Annotated in this window: 24 protein-coding genes and 1 riboswitch; of the genes, 3 read left to right on the plus strand and 21 right to left on the minus strand. The window is 73.0% G+C overall.

Annotation, left to right across the window (positions count from 1 at the left end; all coding sequences use genetic code 11):
• Positions 1-6: 6 nt before the first annotated feature.
• The 12 genes from VMN58_08075 to def form a co-directional block, all read right to left on the minus strand.
• Positions 7-1,125, minus strand: a complete 1,119-nt coding sequence (locus VMN58_08075) for an amino acid ABC transporter substrate-binding protein (protein HUF33145.1) — start codon at positions 1,123-1,125, stop codon at positions 7-9.
• Between the two features lie 86 nt (positions 1,126-1,211).
• Positions 1,212-1,448 (minus strand): cold shock domain-containing protein, encoded by a 237-nt coding sequence (locus VMN58_08080; protein HUF33146.1) that lies wholly within the window; start codon positions 1,446-1,448, stop codon positions 1,212-1,214.
• Between the two features lie 9 nt (positions 1,449-1,457).
• Positions 1,458-2,333, minus strand: a complete 876-nt coding sequence (gene hisG / locus VMN58_08085) for an ATP phosphoribosyltransferase (protein HUF33147.1) — start codon at positions 2,331-2,333, stop codon at positions 1,458-1,460.
• A gap of 100 nt (positions 2,334-2,433) precedes the next feature.
• The gene (gene ribH, locus VMN58_08090; protein HUF33148.1) at positions 2,434-2,922 is read right to left on the minus strand and encodes a 6,7-dimethyl-8-ribityllumazine synthase; all 489 of its coding nucleotides are present in this window, start codon (positions 2,920-2,922) and stop codon (positions 2,434-2,436) included.
• Positions 2,909-4,147 (minus strand): bifunctional 3,4-dihydroxy-2-butanone-4-phosphate synthase/GTP cyclohydrolase II, encoded by a 1,239-nt coding sequence (locus VMN58_08095; GenBank protein HUF33149.1) that lies wholly within the window; start codon positions 4,145-4,147, stop codon positions 2,909-2,911. The genes ribH and VMN58_08095 overlap by 14 nt, the downstream gene beginning before the upstream one ends.
• Entirely contained in the window at positions 4,144-4,734 is a 591-nt protein-coding gene (locus VMN58_08100) for a riboflavin synthase (protein ID HUF33150.1), read from the minus strand. The genes VMN58_08095 and VMN58_08100 overlap by 4 nt, the downstream gene beginning before the upstream one ends.
• Complete coding sequence (ribD, locus tag VMN58_08105) at positions 4,734-5,756, minus strand: bifunctional diaminohydroxyphosphoribosylaminopyrimidine deaminase/5-amino-6-(5-phosphoribosylamino)uracil reductase RibD (protein ID HUF33151.1); 1,023 nt, start codon at positions 5,754-5,756, stop codon at positions 4,734-4,736. Before ribD ends, VMN58_08100 begins: the two co-directional genes overlap by 1 nt.
• A 40-nt stretch (positions 5,757-5,796) precedes the next feature.
• A riboswitch (FMN riboswitch) is annotated at positions 5,797-5,924 on the minus strand.
• Positions 5,925-6,102: 178 nt separating this feature from the next.
• Positions 6,103-6,603, minus strand: coding sequence for a MogA/MoaB family molybdenum cofactor biosynthesis protein (locus VMN58_08110; GenBank protein ID HUF33152.1), 501 nt, complete (start codon positions 6,601-6,603; stop codon positions 6,103-6,105).
• A 23-nt stretch (positions 6,604-6,626) separates the two neighbouring features.
• A complete protein-coding gene (locus VMN58_08115) occupies positions 6,627-8,276 on the minus strand; it encodes a SpoIID/LytB domain-containing protein (GenBank protein HUF33153.1) in 1,650 nt (549 codons plus the stop codon).
• Positions 8,277-8,338: 62 nt separating this feature from the next.
• On the minus strand, positions 8,339-9,466 hold the full coding sequence (locus VMN58_08120) for a transcription antitermination factor NusB (protein HUF33154.1): 1,128 nt from the start codon (positions 9,464-9,466) through the stop codon (positions 8,339-8,341).
• Complete coding sequence (locus VMN58_08125; GenBank protein ID HUF33155.1) at positions 9,466-10,344, minus strand: methionyl-tRNA formyltransferase; 879 nt, start codon at positions 10,342-10,344, stop codon at positions 9,466-9,468. The genes VMN58_08120 and VMN58_08125 overlap by 1 nt, the downstream gene beginning before the upstream one ends.
• Positions 10,345-10,908 (minus strand): peptide deformylase, encoded by a 564-nt coding sequence (def, locus tag VMN58_08130; GenBank protein HUF33156.1) that lies wholly within the window; start codon positions 10,906-10,908, stop codon positions 10,345-10,347.
• 84 nt (positions 10,909-10,992) lie between these two features.
• Here def and VMN58_08135 point away from each other — a divergent pair, with 84 nt between their 5' ends.
• Both VMN58_08135 and VMN58_08140 read left to right on the plus strand, forming a co-directional pair.
• On the plus strand, positions 10,993-11,610 hold the full coding sequence (locus VMN58_08135; protein HUF33157.1) for a methyltransferase: 618 nt from the start codon (positions 10,993-10,995) through the stop codon (positions 11,608-11,610).
• Positions 11,607-12,143 (plus strand): TrmH family RNA methyltransferase, encoded by a 537-nt coding sequence (locus VMN58_08140; GenBank protein ID HUF33158.1) that lies wholly within the window; start codon positions 11,607-11,609, stop codon positions 12,141-12,143. Before VMN58_08135 ends, VMN58_08140 begins: the two co-directional genes overlap by 4 nt.
• 105 nt (positions 12,144-12,248) lie before the next feature.
• On the opposite strand, the gene VMN58_08145 is transcribed toward VMN58_08140, so the two are convergent.
• From VMN58_08145 to mihF, 6 genes are all read right to left on the minus strand, one after another.
• The gene (locus tag VMN58_08145) at positions 12,249-13,973 is read right to left on the minus strand and encodes a hypothetical protein (protein HUF33159.1); all 1,725 of its coding nucleotides are present in this window, start codon (positions 13,971-13,973) and stop codon (positions 12,249-12,251) included.
• 23 nt (positions 13,974-13,996) lie between these two features.
• Positions 13,997-15,196, minus strand: a complete 1,200-nt coding sequence (gene metK, locus VMN58_08150) for a methionine adenosyltransferase (protein ID HUF33160.1) — start codon at positions 15,194-15,196, stop codon at positions 13,997-13,999.
• Positions 15,193-16,401, minus strand: coding sequence for a bifunctional phosphopantothenoylcysteine decarboxylase/phosphopantothenate--cysteine ligase CoaBC (gene coaBC / locus VMN58_08155; protein HUF33161.1), 1,209 nt, complete (start codon positions 16,399-16,401; stop codon positions 15,193-15,195). The genes metK and coaBC overlap by 4 nt, the downstream gene beginning before the upstream one ends.
• Before the next feature lie 29 nt (positions 16,402-16,430).
• Positions 16,431-16,751, minus strand: coding sequence for a DNA-directed RNA polymerase subunit omega (gene rpoZ / locus VMN58_08160; GenBank protein ID HUF33162.1), 321 nt, complete (start codon positions 16,749-16,751; stop codon positions 16,431-16,433).
• A gap of 67 nt (positions 16,752-16,818) precedes the next feature.
• Positions 16,819-17,358, minus strand: a complete 540-nt coding sequence (locus VMN58_08165) for a hypothetical protein (protein HUF33163.1) — start codon at positions 17,356-17,358, stop codon at positions 16,819-16,821.
• Positions 17,359-17,366: 8 nt separating this feature from the next.
• Positions 17,367-17,687: an integration host factor, actinobacterial type gene (gene mihF / locus VMN58_08170; protein ID HUF33164.1), complete on the minus strand. Its 321-nt coding sequence runs from the start codon at positions 17,685-17,687 to the stop codon at positions 17,367-17,369.
• A gap of 85 nt (positions 17,688-17,772) precedes the next feature.
• Here mihF and VMN58_08175 point away from each other — a divergent pair, with 85 nt between their 5' ends.
• Complete coding sequence (locus VMN58_08175; protein HUF33165.1) at positions 17,773-19,038, plus strand: S-layer homology domain-containing protein; 1,266 nt, start codon at positions 17,773-17,775, stop codon at positions 19,036-19,038.
• A gap of 79 nt (positions 19,039-19,117) precedes the next feature.
• Here the strand turns inward: VMN58_08175 and pyrF are convergent, their stop codons facing one another.
• The 3 genes from pyrF to carB all read right to left on the minus strand — a co-directional run.
• Positions 19,118-19,888 carry an orotidine-5'-phosphate decarboxylase gene (pyrF, locus tag VMN58_08180; GenBank protein ID HUF33166.1) on the minus strand — a complete coding sequence of 257 codons (771 nt, stop codon included), beginning with the start codon at positions 19,886-19,888 and terminating at the stop codon, positions 19,118-19,120.
• Positions 19,885-20,877, minus strand: coding sequence for a dihydroorotate dehydrogenase (locus VMN58_08185; GenBank protein HUF33167.1), 993 nt, complete (start codon positions 20,875-20,877; stop codon positions 19,885-19,887). The genes pyrF and VMN58_08185 overlap by 4 nt, the downstream gene beginning before the upstream one ends.
• Positions 20,874-23,483: carbamoyl-phosphate synthase large subunit (gene carB / locus VMN58_08190; GenBank protein HUF33168.1), on the minus strand; the 2,610-nt coding region annotated here is incomplete at its 5' end. The genes carB and VMN58_08185, both read right to left, overlap by 4 nt.

The raw sequence follows: 23,483 nt of genomic DNA on the forward strand, positions 1-23,483 counted from the left end.
TCGCGCCTAGCGGTAGGGCGGGGCGTAGAGGATGCCCCCGTCGGTCCAGAGCGCGTTGATGCCGCGCTCGAGGCCGAGCGGCGTGAGGTGCTCCTCGAAGATCTCGGCGTAGTTGCCGACCTGGGAGATCACCTGGTAGGCGAAGTCGGCGGGGAGGCCGAGGCCGGGATCGGGCTCGGCACCGCCCTCCTCCTCGGGCTGGCCGAGGAACCGTCGGATGTCGGGGTTGTCGCTGTCGAGGAAGTCGTCGACGTTGGCGGAGGTGATCCCGAACTCCTCGGCCTGGATGGTGGCGAAGATGGCCCAGTTCACGGCGTCGAACCAGCCGGTGTCACCGTCGCTGACGGCGGGGCCGAGGGGCTCCTTCGAGAACACGTCGTCGAAGATCACCAGTGCCTCGGGGCCGCCCTCGGACTCGGGGTAGGTGGACCGCAGCGACAGCAGCTGGGTGGCGTCGGAGGTCCAGCCGTCGCACCGGTCGGCGACGAAGGCCTCCTGCACCAGGTCGGTGTCGGCGAACGAGAGCGCCTCGGTGAGGGTGATGTCCCGGCGCTCGTACTCACCGGTGAGGTTGAGCTGGGTGGTGGTGCCCTCGACGAGGCAGATGGTCGTGTTGTCCATGTCCTCCATGGAGCCGAAGCCGCTGTCTTCCTTGACCATCATCGTCTGGCCGTCATAGAGCGTGGTGGCGGCGAACGAGGCGGCCTCGCTGCCGTCGCGGGTGGCGGTCCAGGTGGTGTTGCGGACCAGCACGTCGATCTCGCCGGACTGGAGGGCGGTGAAGCGGTCGGCGGTCTCGAGGGGCACCATGTCGACGGCCTCGGCGTCGCCGAGCACGGCGGCGGCGATGGCCCGGCAGAAGTCGGAGTCGAAGCCGGTGTACTCGCCGTCCTCACCCAGCACGGCGAAGCCGGGCAGGGCGTCGCGGGTGCCGCACTTGACCACGCCGGCGTCGAGCACGGCTTGGAGGCGGTCGCTGCTCTGGCTGAGCTCGACCTCGCGGGTCGTGTCGGTGCCGTCACCATCGGCGGTGCCGGCGTCGTCGCCGGCGCACGCAGCCGCCAGCAAGCTCAGCACCACTGCGGCACAAACGGCCTTCCACACTTGGGTCTGCTTCGTCTTCACACGCACTCCTCTGCTCGGCGGCTCCCGGCCCACCACGCCGACGCGTCGAGGCGGCGAACGGTGGGGACCGCGACGTGACGCTGACCCTACCCGCGGCCATCGGCCGAGGCGATGACCTCCATCTCGATCGCCGTCGCCTCCCAGCGCCCGAGGCGCCCGGCGACGACGTGGAAGGACACCGCCACGGCCTCCTCGATGGTGCGCGACCCATCGGCGATGGCGGTGCAGTGGAAGAACAGGTCGCGGCCGTCGTCGGTGCGCACCGTGCCGTAGCCGCGATGCTCGTCGAACGTCGAGACCACCCCGTGGCGCCGCTCCCCCACCCGCTGCCCCTAGTGGATGATCTTGGAGAGCGGAAGCTCGATGATGTCGGTCGCCCCTGCGTCCTTGAGCGCCGGGATCAAGGTGTTGATCTGGGACTTGGAGACCACGGTCTCGACCGCGTAGCCACCGTCACCGAAGAGCTTGGACACCGTGGGGACCTTCATGGCGGGCACGATGTCGATCACCCGGTCGAGGTCGGCCTCGCCCACGTTGAGCTTCACCAGCACCTTGCCCCGCGCCTCGAGCGACCCCTGGAGCAACGTGTGCAGCTGCTGCATGGCGTGGCGCTTCTCGGGGTCGGCGAACGCCGCCGGGTTGGCGATCAGCTCCGTGTAGCTCGACAGGATCGTGTCGACGATGCGCAGGCGGGCGGCGCGCAGGGCACGCCCCGTCTCGGTGCCGTCGACGATGCAGTCGACGATGTCGGGGACCTTGGCCTCGGTGGCGCCGTAGGAGAGGATCACCTGGGCGTCGATGCCCTTCGCCTCGAAGTAGCGGCGGGTCAGCTCGGGGTACTCCGACGACACCCGCACCCCCTTCGGGAGGTCTTCGATGACCCGGACGTCGGACTCCTCGGGGACGGCCACGACGATGTTGAACGGCTTGGCCGTGGCCTTCGAGTAGTTGAGGGTGCCGAGGGTCTCGACCTCGCTCGCCGTCTCCTCGATCCAGTCGCGCCCCGTGATGCCGACGTCGAAGAGCCCGTCGGCGACGTAGCGCGGGATCTCCTGCGGGCGCAGGATCCGGACCTCGGTGACGCGGGGGTCGGCGATGGTCGCCTTGTAGGCGACTTCGGAGCTGCGGTTCACGGCCAGGTCGGCCGACTCGAACAGCTCGAGGGTGGCCTTCTCGAGGGAACCCTTGGGGAGGACCAGCTTCAGCACGGGTGACGACCCTACCGGTGGACCGCCGATCGGACCGAACCGGTTCTGGCACCAGATCCGCGCCGGGCGACGGCGCGGTGCTGGTGCCAGAACGGTCTGGTCAACCGCCCTTGGGGAGCTGGCGCAGCAGATCGACCATCTCGATTGCTGCCTCCGCCGACTCGTACCCCTTGTTGCCGGCCTTGGTCCCGGCCCGCTCGATCGCCTGCTCGATGGTGTCGACGGTGAGGACCCCGAAGATCACCGGCACGCCGGTGTCGAGCTGGGCCCTGGCGACCCCGGCGGCGCACTGCCCGGCCACCTGCTCGTAGTGGCCGGTGGCGCCCCGGATGACGGCGCCGAGGGTGATGACGGCGTCGTGGTCACCTGACTCGGCCAGGCGCTTCGCCACCAGGGGCAACTCGAAGGCACCGGGCGCCCACGCCTCGGTGATCGAGGCGGCGTCGACGCCGTGGCGCAGGAGGCCGTCCCGCGCCCCCGCGAGGAGCCGCTCGGTGATGAGGTCGTTGAACCGCCCACAGGCGATGGCGATGCGCATGCCGTCACCCCGCAGGCGACCGACGTAGTTGGTGTGGTCAGCGGACGTCATCGAGGCCCTCCAGCAGGTGACCCATCCGCTCCTTCTTGGTGCGGAGGTAGGTGATGTTCTCGGGGTTGGGGACGGTCTCCAGCGGCACCCGGTCGACGATCTCGAGGCCATAGCCGGCGATGCCGTCGCCCTTGGCCGGGTTGTTGGTCATGAGGCGCATGGTGGTGATGCCGAGGTCGACGAGGATCTGGGCGCCGATGCCGTACTCGCGGCTGTCGACGTGGAGGCCGAGGTCGGTGTTGGCGTCGACGGTGTCGCGGCCCTCGTCCTGCAGGACGTAGGCCTTGAGCTTGTGGCTGATGCCGATCCCGCGCCCCTCGTGGCCGCGGAGGTAGACCACGACGCCCAGGCCCTCGTCGTCGATCTTCTGCATCGCCGCCTGGAGCTGGACCCCGCAGTCGCAGCGCAACGACCCGAAGACGTCACCCGTGAGGCACTCGCTGTGGACGCGGACCAGGACGTCCTCCTGGCCCTGGACCGCGCCCTTCACGAAGGCGAGGTGGGTCTCCCCGTCGAGCACCGAGTCGTAGGCGTAGCAGGTGAAGTCGCCCCAGTCGGTGGGGATCCGCGCCTCGGAGACCCGCCTGATCAGCTTCTCGCCCTGCCGGCGGTACCGGATGAGGTCGGCGATGGTGATCATCAACAGGCCGTGCTCGTCGCAGAAGTGCTCGAGCTCGGGCATGCGTGACATGGTGCCGTCCTCGTTGACGATCTCGCAGAGCACGCCAGCCGGGAAGAGCCCGGCCATCCGGGCGAGGTCGACGGCCGCCTCGGTGTGGCCGGCGCGCTTGAGGACGCCGCCCTCGCGGTAGCGCAGCGGGAAGATGTGCCCGGGCCGGGCCAGGTCCTTCGGCGTGGTGGCAGGGTCGATGAGGGCGGCGATGGTGGCGGCGCGGTCGGCGGCGGAGATGCCCGTGGTGGTCTCGTGGCGGTGGTCGACCGAGACGGTGAAGGCCGTGCGGTGGATCTCGGTGTTGTCGGCCACCATGAGCGGCAGGTCGAGGTCGTCGCAGCGGGCGCCGGTCAGCGGCATGCAGATCACGCCGGAGGTGTGACGGACGAAGAAGGCGATCTTCTCGGGCGTTGCGAACTCCGCCGCCATGATGAGGTCGCCCTCGTTCTCGCGGTCCTCGTCGTCGACCACCACCACGATCTCGCCCCGGCCGATGGCCGCGATGGCGTCCTCGATGTTGGCGAGGCGGTCGCTCGGCGCGGCGCCGGTCACGAGAGGTGTCCAGCGAGGAGCTTCTCGGCGTACTTGGCCATGACGTCGACCTCCAGGTTGACCCGGTCGCCCGGGCCCTTGTGGCCGAGGGTGGTGACCTCGGCGGTGTGCGGGATGACGGCGACGGTGAAGCCGCCGTCGTCGACGTCGACGACGGTGAGGCTCACCCCGTCGACGGTGATGCTGCCCTTGGCGACCACGTAGCGCGCCAGCGCCGGCGGCAGAGAGACCTCGAGGTCGGGCACCGGGCGGACGACCTCGCCGACCGCGTCGACGTGGCCTTGCACCAGGTGACCGCCCAGGCGGTCCATCAGGCGCACCGGGCGCTCCAGGTTCACCGGATCGCCTGGCGCCAGAGACCCGAGGTCGGTGCGGGCCAGGGTCTCGTCGCTCACGTCGGCCTCCCACCACCCTTCATCGCCGTCACCGCCAGGAGCCTCGAAGGCGACCACGGTCAGGCAGCAGCCGTTGACGGCGGTCGAGTCACCGATGTGGACGCCGTCGAGCACGGCGCGGGCGGCGATGCGGATGCGACCGCCATCGCACCGGACCACGCGTCCCAGCTCCTCCACGATGCCTGTGAACATCAGGCGGGCACCTCCTCGGGGCGACGGACGTCGCCGAGGTCGGACGTGGCCGGCACCAGGTCGAGGCGGACGTCGGCGCCGAGCTGGGTCACCGCCGCCACCCGGCCCTCCCAGACGTCGGCCATGGTGGCGGCGCCGGCACCCGCGAGGGCGCTGCGCCCGTCGTCGCCACCGAAGAGCTTCGGGGCGAGGTACACGACGTAGCGGTCGACGACGCCGGCCCGGTGGAACGCCCCGGCCACGCCTGCGCCGCCCTCGACCAGGACCCGCAGCACGCCCCGGCGGCCGAGCTCGTCGAGCACCGCGCCGGGCTCGCCGCTCAGCTCGAGGGCGGGGTGGACCCGCGCGCCCTCCGGCGCCTGCCCGAGGACCACCCGCAGGGGGTCGGGGCCCTCCACGTGGCGGACGGTGAGGCTGGGGTCGTCGGCGCGCACCGTCCCCGCTCCGACGACCACGGCGTCGGCCTCGGCGCGGAGGGCGTGGGCGTCGGTGCGGGCCTCGGGACCGGTGATCCACTGCGAGGTCCCGTCGGGGGCGGCGGTGCGCCCGTCGACCGACGACGCCCACTTGAGCACGACCCACGGCCGGCCCGTCCGCCGGTGCTTGAGGTACGGCGCCAGCTGGCGGGTGACCTCGTCGCCTTCCACGCCGACCTCGACCTCGATGCCGGCGGCTCGCAACCGGTCGATGCCCCGCCCCGCGACGCGCTCGTCGGCGTCGACCACGCCCACGACCACCCGGCGGACACCCGCGGCGACCAGTGCGTCGGCGCACGGTGGGGTGCGCCCGTGGTGCGAGCAGGGCTCGAGCGTCACCCATGCGGTGGCGCCACGGGCAGCGGGCCCGGCGGAGACGAGGGCGGCGGCCTCGGCGTGGAGGCCCCCGGGCGGGGCGGTGGCGCCCTCGTGGACGCGCCCGTCGGGCGTGGCGAGCACGCAACCGACCCACGGGTTGGGGGCGGTGGTGCGGCGCACGGCGTGCGCGAGGGCCATCGCCCGCCGCATCGCCTGCTTGTCGTCCACGTGCCCTCCTCGATCGGCGGGCGCGCGGCGAGAACGCAGCGCGCCCTCGCTCCCATCCGGACTGTCACCGTCGGCCCCGGAGTTCCACCGGATCGGCCCCCGCCCGGGAGCGGGGGTTCGCGGGCTCTCACCGCCGGTCTGGGCTTCCACCATTCCCCGCGAGGGGCGTGTTGTGTGACCTATGGCTTGTGTGACCTGAACGTGTCGTTCTTCAGGAAGACGACTCTACCGCACCGACCGGTCGTTCCGCCACCGAGCGTTTCGGATTCGACCGCGCGTCGCGGGGCCCGTCGCCCGCTCAATCTCCGTTCAGCGGACTCAGCCTGCGGCTGAGGTTTCTTCCTCCTCAGTGGAGGCGGTCGCCGGCCTGGAGGCGCAGGGCGTGGGGGACGACGTCGAGGACGGCGGCCAGGCACTCGACCGCGCCGCCGGTGGAACCGGGGGTGTTGAGCACGAGGACCCGTCCCACGGTGCCCGCCACGCCGCGGGAGAGGCGGCCCAGGGGGTTCACCAGGCGCATCGCCTCGGCCATGCCCGGCGCCTCTCGATCGAGGACCGCCCGCGTGCCCTCCGGGGTGAGGTCGCGGGGCCCGAACCCGGTGCCGCCGGTGGTGACGACCAGGCCCGCCCAGCCGCCGCACAGCTCGCGCAGGGCGGCGGCGACCTCTTCGACACCGTCGGACACGACGCGCTGCTCGACGACCTCGAAGCCGGCGTCGAACAGCGCCGTCGCCAGGGCGACACCGGAGCGGTCCTCGCGGGTCCCGGCCACCACGCCGTCGGACACGGTGAGGACCTTGGCCTCCAGACCCTCTCCGGGTCGGCGCGCGTCGTCGACGTCGGTCACCCGCCCGACCGTAGTGCCGGCGCTCAGGCCGTCGGGTCGCTCGGGGGGTGGTCCCGCTCGGTGCGGGTGAGGGTGCGGAGGCCCGCGCCACCGGCGGCGAGGATCAGGGCGAGGAGGATGGCGATGGCCCAGCCGGGCACGTCCCGATCAGTGCCGAGGTCACGGCCGGCAGTTTCCAGGGTGATCCCGGTCGTCGGCGCCCTGCGCTGGACCCGAACCCGCTCGGGCGGATCGAGCGCCACGTCGGCGACGTCGTCCGGTGACGCCTGGAACAGCTCGCCGTCCGGTGCCGGGGGCGGCGGCGGCGCCTCGTCGGCCTGCTCGACGCGGACCGTGAAGAGGTTCGAGAGCAGCCCGAGCGACGAGGTGAAGCGGCGGCCGGTGACCGTGCGGACCCCGGCGTCGCCGTCGAGCTCGATCTCGAGCGCCCGGCCTGACGGACCTGCCTCAGCAACCCGCACCGACCGGAGGCTCCCCGGGTAGCCGAGGCGGGCGGCCACGTCCGCGGTACCGACGGTGACCTGCCAGGGTCGAGGATCCCGGGTGAGGTAGGGCGCGGCGCGCAGGTAGGAGACGTTGCTGACGCTCGTGCCGAAGCCCTCCTGTGGGGTCCCGGTGTGACCGCCGGCGTTGGCGGAGTAGAAGCTCAGCGCCAGCCGGTCGGCATCCATCAGCACCACCCCCCGGGTGGCGACGACCGCTCGGTCCATGGCGGCGTACTCGGCCTCTTGGCCCAGGTACACCTGGCAGCGCTGCGTGTCGCAGATCTGGCCCGAGACGGCCATGGCCCGCAGCGCGTAGGTGCGCGCCGCGATGGCCTGGGCCTCCAGCCCCGACGCCGGCCAGCTCGGGTCCCGGACCTCGCCCATGCCTCGGAGGTAGTCCTCGACGTCGACGTGGTTCACCAGGCGGAGACCGCCACCGGCGTTCGTCGCCTCGATGACGCCCCGGTAGTGCGCCCCCCGGTCGGGCACCCCGACCTCTCCCTCGGTGGGGACGGCCCAGAGCGGCTCCGGCGAGCTCGGGCCCGTCGACGGGTTGGGTTCGCCGTCCGGGGGCGCCTCGTCGTCGGCAGACGGGTCGGACTCGTCGGGCGCCGCCGTCGTGGTGGTGACGCCGGACAGCGGCGAGGTGGTGGTCGTGGTGGAGGTCGACGACGTCGAGCTGGTCGGGAGGCTCGGCAGCGGGGAGGTGGTGGTGGGCGACTGCGCGGGGAAGGCGGCGACGCGCTCCTCGCGCGCCCCGCCGGTGGACGCCGGCTGGACGACGCCGGCGCGCTCGGCCCGGTAGGTGCCGTCGAAGGAGAGCACGGCCGTCTCACCAGGCGCCATGCGGAGGGGGAACCCGGCGTGCTGGGCGCCCATGAGCGGGCTGCGCACCTCGCCGCCCCCCGGGAAGGTGACCTCGGCCCGACCGTCGTCGCGTGCCACGACCACCACCCGCACCGGGCCGCTTGCGCTGCCGAGCTGGGTGCCCGGGTAGAACTGTCCGAGGATCTGGCCGGTGGAGGCGCCGTCGGTGCCCATCCAGAAGGCGCCGTCCTGGGCCATGCCCACCCCGTGGCCCCACCCGCGGCCGTCGATCACGACCACCTCGAACGAGGCCCGGGCCGGCACCACCGAGACGGCGACCGCCGCGGTGACGGCGAGCAGCGACGCGACGAGGACGGACACGGCACGGCGCGCGGCACCATGGTGACGTACGTCCGGCGCGCCCGACGCCCCCGGTGCCATCGTCACCCGGCCTCCGGTCGACGCAGCCGCAGGAGGCCCATCCCGTCGGTGCCGGCAGCCTGGGGCAGCAGCAGCGCACCACGCCCGTGCGGACGCCAGGGCTCACCCGGGGCCGGCAGCGCTTCTAGGACAGGGTGGCGCTCGCCCAGCCAGGCATCGACCTCGACCGTCTCGGAGGCGGTGAGGGTGCACACGCTGTAGGTGAGGGTCCCGCCCGGTGCGACCAGCGCGACCGCGGCGTCGAGCAGCTCCCGCTGCAGCGCCGCCAGGCGGATCACCTCTTCGGGGCCCACCCGCCAGCGGGCATCGGGGCGACGGCGCAGGACGCCCAGGCCCGAACACGGCGCGTCGACGAGCACGTGGTCGAAGGCGCCGGGACGCCACGGCGCCCGCCGGCCGTCGGCGACTGCCACGTGGACCGTCTCGGCACCCGTTGCCTCGGCGTTGCCCGCGACCATGGCGACCCGGGCGGGGTTGATGTCGCTGGCCAGCACGACGGCCCCGGTGCCGGCCATGAACGTGGCCTTGCCCCCGGGAGCGGCGCAGATGTCGGCCACCCGCTCCCCCGCGGCCGCGCCCACGCTCGCCGCCACCCACTGCGACGCCAGGTCCTGGGTGTAGCCGTCGGGGCGCTCGGAGACCTCGGGCGCCTCGTTCATCTGCTCCAGAGCGGCCACCGCGTCGTCGTGGCCCAGGTCGTCGGTGAGGCGGTCGAGCACCCAGTCGGGGTAGCTCAGGCGCACCGCCTCGCTCGGCCACTCGACCGGTGCTGTCGAGACCCGCCGCAGCACGGCGTTGACCAGGCCCCTCGACCGGCGTGGTGCGACCTCGACCGTGGCCGACACCGCTGCGTGGGCGGGCGTGCCGAGCATCTGGAGCTGATAGGCGCCGAGGCGGAGCGCGGCCCGGGTTGGCGGGTCGAGTTGGCGCATCACGAAGCGGTCCACCAGGTGGTCGCACGCCCGGCGCATGCGGGTGGTGCCGTAGACGAGCTCGGTGGCGAAGCCGCGGTCGCGCATCGTCAGCCCGCTGTCCGCCAGCATCGACGGGAGCAGCAGGTTGGCGTAGGCGCCGTCCTCGATGGCGATGAGGGCGTCCGCCGCCAGGCGCCGGGCGTCGGGTTCCGTCACTACTGGCCGAGACGGTCGTCGGGGCCTGGGCGGGCGCCGTTGCGCCAGGCGTCGGCGGCCTGGGCGCCCTTGCCCTCGGGCTGGACCTCGACCAGCTCGAGCCACCCGTCGCCGGAGCCGACGGCGACGCCGTCGATCCCGCCGGGCTCGAGGGAGCGCGCCCCTTCGCCCGGGCGGGCGGCCAGCACCTTGAGGCGCTTGCCCCGGAACGTCGTCCAGGCCCGACCGAGGCGGGTGAGGGCGTGGATCTCGGCGGCCGGACGGGACCAGTCGATCCGCAGCTCGGCCGGGTCGATCTTGGCCGCGTAGGTGGCGACGCCCTGCTGGGGTTCAAGCTCGCCGAGACCGGCGGTGAGGTGGGCCACCAGGAGGTCGGTGCCCACGGCCACCAGGCGGTTGCGCAGGGACTCCACCGACTCCATCGGGTCGATCGCCACCACCTCACAGGCGTACACCGGCCCGGTGTCGAGCCCCTCCTCGAGCGCCATGAGGCACACGCCGGTCTCCCCGTCGCCGGCGAGCACCGCCCGCTCCACCGGGGCGGCGCCCCGCCAGCGGGGCAGCAGCGAGAAGTGGAGGTTCACCATCGGGAGCCGGTCGAGGACGTGAGGCTTGACGAGGCGCCCGTAGGCGACCACCACCCCGAGGTCGGCGCCCGCCTCGACGACGTCGTCGACCCGGTCGGTCACTGGGATGCCGAGCTCGACGGCGGCGGACTTGACCGGGCTCGGCACCAGGGCGCCGCCCCGGCCTCGCTTGCGGTCGGGCTGGGACACGACGAGGGCGACGTCGAAGCCGGCTGCGACGAGGGCGCGCAGCGGCGGGACGGCGGCCTCGGGACTGCCGAGGAAGACGAGCCGCTCGGGGCGGGGACCCACCTAGGAGAGGCCGGGCAGGCGCAGGCCCCGCTGGGTGCGGTCGGCGTCAGCCTCGTCGAAGCCGGTGGAGGCTCGGAGCTGCTGGTCGCGCAGCGCCCGCTTGGCCTCCTTGCGCTGGTCGTCGTCGAGGCGCTCGAGGAGGAGGATCCCGTCGAGGTGGTCCAGCTCGTGCTGGAAGATCCGGGCCAGGTACTCGTCGGCCTCGATCGACAGCTCGTTGCCGTCGAGGTCGTAGCCGGTGAGGTGGACCTCCTTCGGGCGCACGATCTCCCATGACAGCCCGGGGACGGAGAGGCACCCCTCCTCATAGGTCCACTCACCCCGGCTCTCGCTGATCGTGGGGTTCACGATGACCTTCGGGCCTTGCTCGTCCTGGGCGTCGTAGACGAAGATCCGCTTCTGGACGCCCACCTGGGGGGCGGCCAGCCCGACGCCGGGAGCCTCGTACATCGTCACGATCATGTCGTCGGCCAGGCGTGCCAGACGGCCGTCGATGTCGGTGACCTCGGCGGCGCGCTGCTGCAGCACCGGGTCGCCGACGAGGCGGATCTGGTAGGGAGCCATGGACGGCAAGGCTAGCGTCGGCCACTGCGCGATCCGCACGCCCGGATCACCGCGCGCCTGCCGTCCGACCAGGAGCGACCGCCCGTGGGGCACTACTTCGACGCCGACCCCGCCGTCGCCTCGCAGCGCCGCACCGTGTCCCTGACGCTGCCCGACCTCACGCTCCAGCTGGCCACCGATCGGGGGGTGTTCGCGCGCGATGCCGTCGACCCCGGGACCAAGCTGCTGCTGCTGGAGGCCCCACCTCCGCCGCCAACCGGCGACCTCCTCGACCTGGGGTGCGGCTACGGCCCCATCGCCGTGACGCTCGCCCGCCGCTCACCGGGCAGCACCGTCTGGGCGCTCGACATCAACCGGCGGGCCCTCGCCCTCACCGCCGCCAACGCCGAGGCAGCGGGCGCCACCAACGTGCGCGTCGCCGAGCCCGACGACGTGCCCGAGGACCTTGCGCTCGACCTCATCTGGTCGAACCCGCCGGTCCGCATCGGCAAGGCCGACATGCAGGCGATCCTGACCCGGTGGCTCCGACGCCTCTCCCCCGCTGGTCGCGCCGTGCTGGTCGTGCACAAGCACCTGGGCGCCGACTCCCTCACCCGCTGGCTCGAGTCCTCCGGCTGGCCGACCTCGCGCCTGGCCTCGCGCATGGGCTACCGCCTCCTGCAGGTCGATCCACACGCCGGCGCGGCGGGAGCGGGGACGTGAAGAACCTCGGCGACACCGACCTCAAGCGCCTCCACCGCGAGTGGCGCCGACGCACCAGCGGGCGACTCGCCCTCCTGCTCGACAGCGTGCAGACCCCATTCAACGTGGGCACCATCACCCGCACCGCGGCCGCCGAGCGGGTCGACCACCTCTTCCTCGCCGGGTCCACGCCCGCACCGTCGCACCTCAAGGCCCGCAAGACCTCCCTCGGCACCGAGCGCTACCTCACCTGGACGCACTTCGAACAGGTGGCCGGCGCCATCGATGCGGCCAAGGATGCCGGCTACCGACTGGTGGGCATCGAGCTCGCCGACGGTGCCGTCCCCCTCCACGAGGTCGAGATGGGCGACGACGTCTGCCTCGCCCTCGGCCACGAGGACAAGGGCCTCTCCTCCTTGACGCTGGCGGCCTGCGACGCGGTGGCGTTCATCCCCCAGCTCGGCCGGGTCGGCTCGCTCAACGTCTCCCAGGCCGCCGGCATCGCCATCTACGAGGCCCGCCGCCGCTCCTGGAGTGCGGCTCACGGGTCCTGACCCCGAGCGGGGCCTTCCCACCCTCCGCAAGCTCCGGGCGGGCCCCTCCCCTCGGCGCCACCCGCTCGCAGGCTGTCATGCAGACTCGGCTTCGCCGAGGCGATTTCACAGGCGGTGGGGGTCCACGGCGACCCGCAGGCGACCCGGTGGCCGGGGGACGGCGGCGAGGGCGTCGCACAGGAGGCCGTGGTCGGGGGCGCGCACCAACCAGGTGCCGTCGACCGGGCCGAGCACCTCGACGCCGAGCGCGCCCTTCGCCCGGAGGTCGGCGGCGTAGCGCTCGGCGCTCGCTCCCGACACCTGCGCCAGGGCGGTGACCGGGGGGAACTGCAGCGCCTCGCGGCGCTCGACCTCAGCGGCCGACACCCGCGCCGGGTCGGCCAGCAGCGCCGCCTGCACCACCTCGTGAGACGGCAGGCGGGTCTGGAGCACAAGCCGACCACCGCCCGACTTGCCCCCGAGGAGGCGGGCGGCCCGGGCGACCAGCGCCATGGCCTCCTCGGCCGCCCGGTGACGGGGCGCCAGAAGCTCGGCGTCGAGGTCGAGGAAGGCCACGGCGTCGGCCCCGGTCACGCGGTGGAGCACGGCCTCGGTCCCGACCAGCACCGTGGCGGCGTCGATGTCGGCGGTGGTGTCGGAATCACCGGTCACCTCCACCACGGGCACACCGCCCAGGCGCTCGAGGTCCTCGCGGGCGCGCGTGACGCCGAGCCTGCGCACCTTCAGGCGCCCGCCGCCGCAGACGGCGCACACCGGCGGGCGAGACGTGGCGCACCGACCGCACACCAGGGTGGTCTCCTCCCCGGTCGACACCGCCGCTCCGCACGCCTCACAGCGCGCCAGCTCGGCACAGGCAGCACACGCCAGGAGGCGGTGGCGGCCCTTGCGGTTGAGGACGCAGACCACCCGACGCCCGGACCGCACCAGGTCGACCAGCGTCGACGAGTAGAGGTCGACCCGGAGCGGGTCCTCCCGCCGGCGGTCGACCACGTCGACCACCGGCCACCCGGCTCGCTCCGCCGGCCGTGACGGGACCACCAGGGCCATGGCGGCCTGGGCCTCGAGGGAGGGGCACGGTGAGGTGAGCACACAGCGAGCCCCGGCCCGACGCGCCCGCTCGACGGCCACGTCGCGCGCGTGCCACGTGGGGGCTGCCTCCTCTTGGTGGGCCTCGGCGTGTTCGTCGAGCACGATCACGCAAGCGAGGTCGACCGCCGGTCCCCACGCCGCGGCGCGGGCGCCCACCACCACCCGGGCCCCGGCGGCGGCCGAGGCCCACTCCCTCGGCAGCAGCGCGGTGGAGAGCCCGGCGCGCCGCAGCCGCTGGGCGAGGCCGCTGGCGTCGGCCGACCCGGCGGCCACCACGAGCGTCGTCCCGATGGCGGCGGCGGCCACCACGAGGGGCAGGACGTCGGCCGACGGAGGCAGGCGGACCACCGACTGCCCGGCGGCCAGCGCCCGGTCGGCCAGCGGGTCGCGCACCGTCGCCGCCGGGGGCTCCGCTGCGTCGGTCCGGGGCAGGCCACGGACCGCGCCCGGCGGCGACGCGGTGCGCAGCAGGTGGGCGGGCCGCCCGGCCCAGCGCCACGCCGCCCACCGGGCCAGCTCGATCAGGTCAGGGGCGGGACCCCAGCCCGTCACCTTGGCGAGGGGCAGCAGTGTGACGCCCGCCGGCGGCGACACGTGGTCCTCGACCACCCAGCCGCCGACGCGGCGGCCGTGGAGCACCACTCGGACCATGGTGCCGACCCGGACCGCATCGCCGAGCGCTTCGGGGACGAGGTAGTCGAACGTCTTGTCGACAGCGGGGCTGTCGGGCAACACGCGCACGACGCGCTGCCCGGCGGCGCCCGCTAGAGCGCCAGTGCCGACTTGAGGTCGTCCAGCTTGGGCGTGGCCTCCCACGAGAACTCCTTGGCCGAGCGGCCGAAGTGCCCGTAGGCGGCGGTGCTGCGATAGATCGGCCGGCGCAGGTCGAGGTCGCGCACGATGGCGGCGGGACGGAGGTCGAACAGATCGTCGACGGCACGCTCGATGGCCCCGGGGTCGACCGTTTCGGTCCCGAACGTCTCGACCAGCAGCGACACCGGCCGGGCCACGCCGATGGCGTACGCGACCTGGACCTCGCAGCGGCTGGCGGCGCCGGCGGCGACGACGTGCTTGGCCACCCACCGCGCGGCGTAGGTCGCCGAGCGGTCGACCTTGGAGGGGTCCTTGCCCGAGAAGGCGCCGCCGCCGTGGCGGGCCATGCCGCCGTAGGTGTCGACGATGATCTTGCGGCCGGTGAGGCCGGTGTCGGCGTGAGGGCCGCCGAGCTCGAAGGTCCCGGTGGGGTTGACGTAGACCTCGAGGTCGTCGTCGGCCAGGCCCGCGGGCAGCAGCGGGTTGATCACGTGCTCGCGCAGGTCGGGCTTGATCAGCGTCTCGGCGTCGAGGCCGGGCTGGTGCTGGGTGGAGATCAGCACGGTCTTGAGCCGGACGGGGCGGCCGTTCTCGTAGTCGAACGTGACCTGGGTCTTCCCGTCAGGGCGTAGGTACGGGAGGATCCCGGCCTTGCGGACCTCGGACAAGCGGTGGGCGAGGCGGTGCGCCAGCCAGATCGGCATGGGCATGAGGTCGTCGGTCTCGTCGCAGGCGTAGCCGAACATCATCCCCTGGTCGCCGGCGCCCTGGGCATTGAGCTCGTCCTCGGTGGACACGCCGGTGCGGCGCTCGAAGGCGCGGTCGACGCCCTGGGCGATGTCGGGCGACTGCTCGTCGATGGAGATCATGACGCCGCAGGTGTGGCCGTCGAAGCCGAAGGACTCGCGGTCGTAGCCGATCTCGCAGATCGTCTGGCGAACGATCTTGGGGATGTCGACGTAGGCCTCGGTGGTGATCTCGCCCGCCACGACGGCCAAGCCGGTGGTGAGCATCGTCTCGCAGGCGACCCTCCCCATGGGGTCCTCGGCGAGGATGGCGTCGAGGATGGCGTCGGACACCTGGTCGGCCATCTTGTCGGGGTGGCCCTCGGTGACGGACTCCGAGGTGAAGGTGTGGTGGCGACTGCTCACGTTGTCTCCTGATTGGGGGCGGTGCGGGAGGCCAGGGCCGCGTCGATGACGGCGCGGGCGACCGCCCGCTTGTCGGCCAGGGGCACATCTTTGTCGATCCCGGAGGCGGTGATGATCGTCACCGCGTTGGTGTCGTGCTCGAAGCCCACCCCGACAGCCGACACGTCGTTGGCCACGATGAGGTCGAGGCTCTTGCGGACCAGCTTGGCGCGGGCGTTGGCGCTGACGTCGTCGGTCTCGGCGGCGAAGCCGATGAGGGTCTGGCCGGGGGGCTTGGCGCGCCCCAGCCCGGCGAGGATGTCGGGCGTGGGCTCGAGCACGACCTCTGGTGTGCCGTCGGCCTTCTTCAGCTTGGCCTCGGCCGCGACCTTGGGGCGGAAGTCGGCGACGGCGGCGGCCATCACGATGATGTCGGCGGTGGCCGACCGGGCGAGGACCGCCTCCTCCATCTCGGCGGCGCTGTCGACGCGGACCACCTCGACCCCCGGGGCGACAGGCCGGTCGACGGTGGTGACGATGGTGACCTCGGCCCCGCGTCCGGCGGCTTCGTCGGCCACGGCGTGGCCCTGCTTGCCCGACGACCGGTTGCCGAGGAAGCGCACCGGGTCGATCGCCTCGCGGGTGCCGCCGGCGGTCACCAGCACGCGCAGGCCGGCCAGGTCGGCTCCCCGAGCGAGCACCGCCTCGCAGGCGGCGACGATGTCGGCGGGCTCGGGCAGGCGTCCCATGCCGACGTCACCACCGGCGAGGTGCCCGGCCACCGGCTCGACCACGTGGACCCCCCTGCCCCGCAGGGTGGCAAGGTTGGCCTGGACGGCGGGCTGCTCCCACATCTCGGTGTGCATCGCCGGGCACACCACGACCGGCGCCCGGGTGGCGAGCAGCGTGGCGACGAGCAGGTCGTCGGAGAGCCCCATGGCGTAGGCGGCGATCACCCTGGCGGTGGCCGGGGCCACGACCACGAGGTCGGCACCCTGTCCGAGGGAGGTGTGGGGGCTGGGCTCGGGGCTGTCCCACAACGACGTGCGGGCCGGCTCCGACGCCAGGGCAGAGAACGTGGTGGTGGTGACGAAGTGCTGGGCGTCGGGGGTGAGCACCGGGCTCACGTGGGCGCCGGCGTCGACGAGCCGGCGGCACACCTCGATCGCCTTGTAGGCGGCGATGCCGCCTGAAACCCCGAGGACGATGCGACGACCGGCCAGCATGGGCGTTCCCGGGGCGTTTGCGCCGGGCGTCAGGCCTCGTCGGGCGACTCGGCCGCGGCCAGGGCGTCGGCCTCGGCCTGGGCCTCGGCGGCGAGGGCGGCCTCGTCGATGCGCTCGTAGGTGATCTTGTCGGCGGCGATCTCCTCGAAGGCGATCGAGAGCGGCTTGCGGGAGGTGGAGCTGACCTGGGGCGGCACGATCGCGCCGAGGCCCTCGCCGAGGTGACCGAAGTAGGAGTTGACCTGGCGGGCCCGGCGCGAGCCGAGGGTCACCAGGGTGAACTTGGAGTCGACCCGCTCGAGCAGGTCCTCGATGGGCGGGGTGATCATTGAGTCCTGCGGCCACGACATGGGTGCCAACGCTACCAGCGCACGCCCCCGGGACCCGCACCGGGCTGACCGGCGGCGGGGTTCAGGGCTAGCCGGTGGCCCGCCGGGCGGCGAGGGCAGCGGCGGCATCGGCGACGGCGCGGTCCAGGTCGTCGTTGACGACGACGTGGTCGGCGATGGCGAGGCCGCGCTCCTCCTCGCTGTCGCCCTTGGCGAGGCGCCGGGCGATGCTCTCGTCGTCGTCGCCCCGGTCCCGCATCCGCCGCTCCTGCTCGGCTCGGGACGGCGGCCGGATGAAGAGCACGAAGGCGTCGGGGAACGTCTCCTTCACGATCTGTGCGCCCTGGAGGTCGATCTCGAGCACGACGTCGCTGCCCCGGGGCGGGTCTGGACGGGGGGTGCCCTTGAGGTCGCCGTAGACCTCGAACCACTCGAGGAAGCCGTCGGCCTCGGCGTGGGCGATGAACGTCTCGTGGTCGACCCAGACGTACGCGTCCTCGGCCTCCTCCGGCCGGCGGGGCCGCGTCGTCCACGACCGGCTGAGCCACAGGCGCGGGTCGTCGGCCACCAGGCGGGAGACGATCGACCCCTTCCCGGCTCCCGACGGTCCGGCCACGACGACGATCAAGGGCCGGGTCAGACCGGGGGGTACTTGCTGAGGAGCTCGTCGCGCTGGTTGTGGCCCAGGCCCCGCAGGCGCCTCGTCTCCGAGATGCCGATCTCCTCCATCAGGCGCCGCGCCTTGATCTTGCCCAGGCCGGGCAGCGACTCCAGCACCGAGAGGACCTTCATCTTGCCGACCATCTCGTCGACGTCGGCCATCGCCAGCAGCTCGGGGAGCGAGGTGGAGCCCATCTTGAGCTTCTCCTTCAGCTCAGCCCGCAGGCGCCTGGCCACAGCCGCCTTCTCGAGGGCGGCCTGGCGCTGTTCGGGGGAGAGGCTGGGGGGCATCGGCATGGCGGTGGACCATAGCGCAGCCTCAATGTCCGATCGCTCCCCGCCGACACCTCCAGTGATGTCCTCACGTGTACCGTTGCCAGCCATGGCCCGCATTGCCCCCTCCTCGGCGCGCGCCCTCGCGGGTCTCACCCTCGCCCTGGCGCTGGGCCTGGCCCTGATGGCGGTCCCCGTGGCGCCGGCTGCTGCGGAAACGACGATCGACTCGGTGGTCGACATCACCTACCCGGCAGAGCCCGGGACCTCCTTCACCGACGACTACGACGACCCGCGGGGCGGCGGCCGGACCCACTGCGCCACCGACATCATCGGCCCCAAGCACTCCGAGATCTACGCCGCGGTGGGGGGCACGGTCACGTTCATGCCGATGGAGAAGCCCTCGTACGGCTACATGATCCGCATCGCCGGCGACGACGGGCGCAAGTACAGCTACGTGCACCTCAACGACGACACGCCCGGCACCACCGACGCCAGCGCCGGGCCCGAGCACGCCTACGCCCCCGGCCTCGAGGAGGGATCCGTGGTGACCCGCGGCCAGCACATCGGCTGGATGGGCGACTCCGGCAACGCCAAGGGGGGCCCCGACCACCTCCACTTCGAGATCCACGACCCCGCCGTCGAGCACGCGCCCTGCGAGGTCGGCGGCATCAACCGCATGAACCCCTTCGGCTCCCTCGAGTCGGCGGTCGAGCGCGGCGACTACGCCACGGCGTCCGCCTCCGGGACCAGCACCGCCAGGGGGATCGAGCAGGCCTGCCCGCCCGACCGCGTAGAGGCCGCCCGCTACCCCGACGTGGCCGGCACCCACCAGGACGCCGTCGACTGCGTGAGCTGGTGGGAGATCGCCCAGGGCCGCACCGACGGGACCTACGCCCCCGTGGACCCGATCAGCCGGGCCCAGCTGGCCTCGTTCGCGGTGCGCCTGGCCGAGGCGGTCGGGTCTCCCCTACCACCGGCGACCCACGACCACTTCGACGACGACGACGGCTCGGTGCACGAGGACGCCATCAACCGGGTGGCCGACGCCGGGATCATGGGCAGCGCCGACCGCAGCTTCTCCCCCGACCTGGCCGTCACCCGCGGCTCGATGGCCACGGTCGTGGCCGGTACCCACCGAGTCCTCGCCGGCGCCGAGCTCCCGAGCAGCGACGTCTCGTTCAGCGACGTCCCCTCCACCCACCCGCACCACGCCAACATCGGTCGCGTCAACGGCGCGGGCATCGCCGTCGGCTACGGCGACGGCACCTTTGGCCCCGACGTCGCGGTGACGCGCGAGCAGATGGCGACCTTCCTCGCCCGCCTCCTCGACCTCGCAGTCGAGGATGGCTGGGCCTCTGTGCCTGCCAGCTGACCCCACCCACGGGTCTCGAGGAGCTGTTCTGGCACCAGGAACGCGCCGGAACCCAGCGCGGATCTGGTGCCAGAACGGATCAGGTCGTCTTGGCCGGCGGCGACAGGCTGGCGACGAGGTCGTCAGCGGCCTGCTCCGGATCGGCGGCGCCGGTCACGGTGCGCCCGATCACCAGCAGGTCGGCGCCGTCGGCGAGCGCGGCATCGGGGGTGGCGGTGCGGGCCTGGTCGTGGGTGTCGGCGCCCGCCGGGCGGGTGCCGGGCACCACCTTGACGAGGCGTGGTGCGAGCTCTCGCACGAGCGGGAGGTCGGGCGCCGCGCAGATGAGCCCCCCGCACCCGGCCTCGAGGGCGGCCGCCACGCGCTTGGGGAGGATGTGCTCGGGGGCATCGCCATCGCTGGTGAGCACCGTCACCGCCAGGGCGGTGGGAGGCTCGAGATCGGCCCGGAGCGCGGCGTCGATGAACCCGTCGACGCCGGCCCGAAGCATGACCGGGCCCCCCATGGCGTGGATCGTGAGGTACTTGACCCCGAAGGCGCCGATCACCGCTGCCGACTTGTTGACGGTGGTGGGGATGTCGTGGAGCTTGAGGTCGGCGAAGACGTCGTAGCCGGCATCCTGGAGAGCGCCGATGGCGGTGGGTCCGGCCGCGGTGTAGAGCTCGAGGCCCACCTTGGCCACGCCGAACCAGGGCTTGAGCATCCGCGCCATGCGCATGGCGGCCACGAGGTCGTCGACATCGAGCGCCAGCGCCAGCTTGGCCTGCAGCTCCGGCGGCGCCCCCTCCTCGTCGTCCTCGAGGTCGTCCTCGTCCTCGGTCGTGGTCTCGGTCGTGGCCTCGTCGCTCACCGTTGGCTCCTCCCCGGGGCGTGCACGGCCCCTATCACCTCGTCGATCGCCGTCACACCCTGTCTCGTCGCCCACCGTCCGAGCTCGTCCAGCACCCTCGCCGGCGCCCTCGGGTCGGCGAAGGTGGCGGTGCCCACCTGGACCGCAGAGGCCCCCGCGAGCAGGAGCTCGGCGGCGTCGGTACCGCTCACCACCCCACCCACCCCCACGATCGGGAGCTCGGGCAGCACGGCGTGGACATCGTGCACCGCCCGGACCGCGACCGGGTGGATGGCGGCGCCGGAGAGACCGCCCCCACCCGCCCCCAGGCGGTAGGTCCGGGCCTCGACGTCGATGGCCATGCCCGCAACCGTGTTGATGAGGGTGACCGCCTCGGCCCCGCCCCGATGCGCCGCCCTGGCCACCTCCACGAGGTCGGTGACGTTGGCGGTGAGCTTCGCCCAGCGGGGCCGACCGCACGCGGCCGTGGCTGCCATGGCCTCCTCGGTCTGGGCGGCCGACTGCGCGAACAGGTGTCGGCCGCCGTCGAGGTTGGGGCACGAGAGGTTCACCTCGACGGCGACCACCTGCGGCGGCGCACCGGCGAGGAGGGCGGCGGCGGCGGCATAGTCGTCGATGCTGCGCCCCCAGATGCTCGCCACCACGCGGGCACCACCGGCGACCAGGTCGGGCAGCTCGTCGGCCAGCCAGGCGGCCACCCCGGGGCCCTGGAGCCCCACGCTGTTGATCATCCCCGCGGTGGTCTCGTGCACCCGGGGGGCGGGGTTGCCCGCCCACGGATCGGCCGAGAGCGACTTCACCACTACCGCGCCGAGCGCCCCGAGGTCGAGGTACCGCCCGAGCTCGGCGCCATGGCCGGCGGTGCCCGACGCGGTCATCACCGGGTTGGGGAGGGTGACCGAGCCCACCCGGGTCGTGAGGTCGACGCCACGACGCCTCCGGCCGAACGGCAGCAGCCGGCCGAGGCTCCCCGGCCGGCGCACCGTCACAGCCCGAGGCCGAGCTGCCGGGCAGCCGGGTGGTGGTAGTCCTGCAGCGCCCGTACCCGCAGCTCGTGCGCCGACCAGTCGGCCATGCCGTTGGCGGCTGCAAGCGCCGCCGCCACGGTCGTGAGGCATGGCACCCGGTTGGCCGCGGCGGCGGAGCGGATGTACGCCCCGTCGGCCCGCGGCCCACTGCCCCGAGGGGTGTTGATGACGAGGTCGATGTCGCCTGCACGGAGGAGCTCGACGGCCGTGACCGCCTCCGGGTCGGCGATGCTGGTGCCGTCGGCCACCTTGTCGACCACGGTGGCGACCACGACGCCCTCCTTCTGGAGGAAGGCGGCGGTGCCGCTGGTGGCGGCGATGGCGAAGCCGAGATCGGCGAAACGTCGGGCGGCGATGAGCCCGTTGGCCTTGTCGCGGTCGGCGAGCGACAGGAAGACCGTGCCGCCGCTCGGCAGCCGCTCGCCCGCCGCGATCTGGCTCTTGGCGAACGCCAGGCCGAAGGTGCGGTCGATGCCCATGACCTCACCGGTGGAGCGCATCTCGGGGCCGAGCAGGGTGTCGACGTCGGGGAAGCGGTTGAACGGCAGCACCGCCTCCTTCACCGACACGTGGCCATCGGTGTTGGGCTCCACCAGCAGACCCTCGGAGCGCAGCTCGACGAGGGTGGCGCCGAGCATGACCCGGGCCGCGCACTTGGCGAGCGAGGTGCCGGTGGCCTTGGCCACGAAGGGCACGGTGCGACTCGCCCGGGGGTTGGCCTCGATGACGAAGACCTGGCCCTGGCGCACGGCGAACTGGATGTTGATGAGGCCCCGCACGTCGAGCTCGTCGGCGATGGCGCGGGTGTAGCCCTCGATGACCTCGATGACCGAGGCCGGCAGCGTGGGGGGCGGGATCACACAGGCGCTGTCGCCGGAGTGCACGCCCGCCTCCTCGACGTGCTCCATGACCGCGGCGATGAGAACGTCGCCGGTGGCGTCGCGGAGGGCGTCGACGTCGACCTCGATGGCGTCCTCGAGGAAGCGGTCGATCAGCACGGGCCGGGTGGACGACAGTCCGCCCTCGCGGCCGAGGCTGCCGGCCCCGGCAAGCTCGGCCATGGCCGAGGTGAGGGCGTCGGCGTCGTAGACGATCGACATGGCCCGCCCGCCCAGCACGTAGCTCGGGCGCACCAGGGCGGGGAAGCCGATCCGCTCCACCACGGCGAGCGCCTGGTCGAGGTCGAAGGCGATGGCACCCGCCGGCTGGGGGATGTCGAGACGGGCGCACAGGGCGTTCCAGCGCTCGCGGTCCTCGGCCAGGTCGATCGATTCGGGCGACGTCCCTGCCACCAGGTGGGCAGGCAGCCCCGCCGCCAGCTTCAGCGGTGTCTGGCCCCCGAGGCCGACGATGATGCCGGCGATCTCGCCCGAGGCCATCTCGGCGTCGAGGACGTTGGCCACGTCCTCGGCGGTGAGCGGCTCGAAGTAGAGGCGGTCGGAGGTGTCGTAGTCGGTGGAGACGGTCTCGGGGTTGCAGTTGATCATCACCGTCTCGTAACCGGCCGCCGAGAGGGCGAAGCTGGCGTGGACGCAGCAGTAGTCGAACTCGATCCCCTGGCCGATGCGGTTGGGGCCCGAGCCGAGGATGATGACCTTGGGCTTGGCGCTGGGCTGGACCTCGTCCTCGTCCTCGTAGGTCGAGTAGTGGTACGGCGTGGCGGCCTCGAACTCGGCTGCACAGGTGTCGACGGTCTTGTAGACGGGGCGCACGCCGGCCGCGAGGCGAGCCGCCCGCACGGTGCCTTCGTCGGCGTGCCACAGGTGGGCGAGCTGGGCGTCGGAGAACCCGAGGCGCTTGGCCCGCAGCCACGACCGGCGGGTCATCGCCTCGAAGCCGACCTCGGCGAGGTGGGCCCGCTCCTCGGTGATGAGGCTGATCTGATCGAGGAACCACGGGTCGACGCGGGTGGTGGCGTAGAGGCGGTCGATGGTGATGCCGCGGCGCAGCGCCGCTTCCAGCTGGAAGGGGCGGTCGGGGGTGCCGATGGCGGCGCGGCGAACCAGCTCGTCATCGTCGAGGTCGTCGAGCGCCGCCTCGCCTGGATCGCAGTTGAGGCCGTGGCGGCCGGTCTCGAGCGAGCGCATGGCCTTCTGCAGCGACTCGGGGAAGGTGCGGCCGATCGCCATGGCCTCGCCCACCGACTGCATCTGGGTGCCGAGCACGCCGGTGGAGCCAGGCAGCTTCTCGAAGGCCCAGCGGGGCACCTTGGTGACCACGTAGTCGATGACCGGCTCGAAGCTGGCCGGGGTCTTCTTGGTGATGTCGTTGGTGATCTCGTCGAGCGTGTAGCCCACGGCCAGGCGGGCCGCGATCTTGGCGATGGGGAAGCCGGTGGCCTTGGATGCCAGCGCCGACGAGCGGCTGACACGGGGGTTCATCTCGATCACCACCATGTCGCCGGTATCGGGGTCGAGGGCGAACTGCACGTTGGAGCCGCCGGTCTCCACGCCCACGCGGCGGATGCAGGCGAAGGCGGCGTCGCGCATGCGCTGGTACTCGACATCGGAGAGGGTCTGGGCCGGCGCCACGGTGATGGAGTCGCCGGTGTGCACGCCCATCGGGTC

The organism is Acidimicrobiales bacterium (assembly GCA_035512495.1).
GTDB lineage: Bacteria > Actinomycetota > Acidimicrobiia > Acidimicrobiales > CADCSY01 > DATKDW01.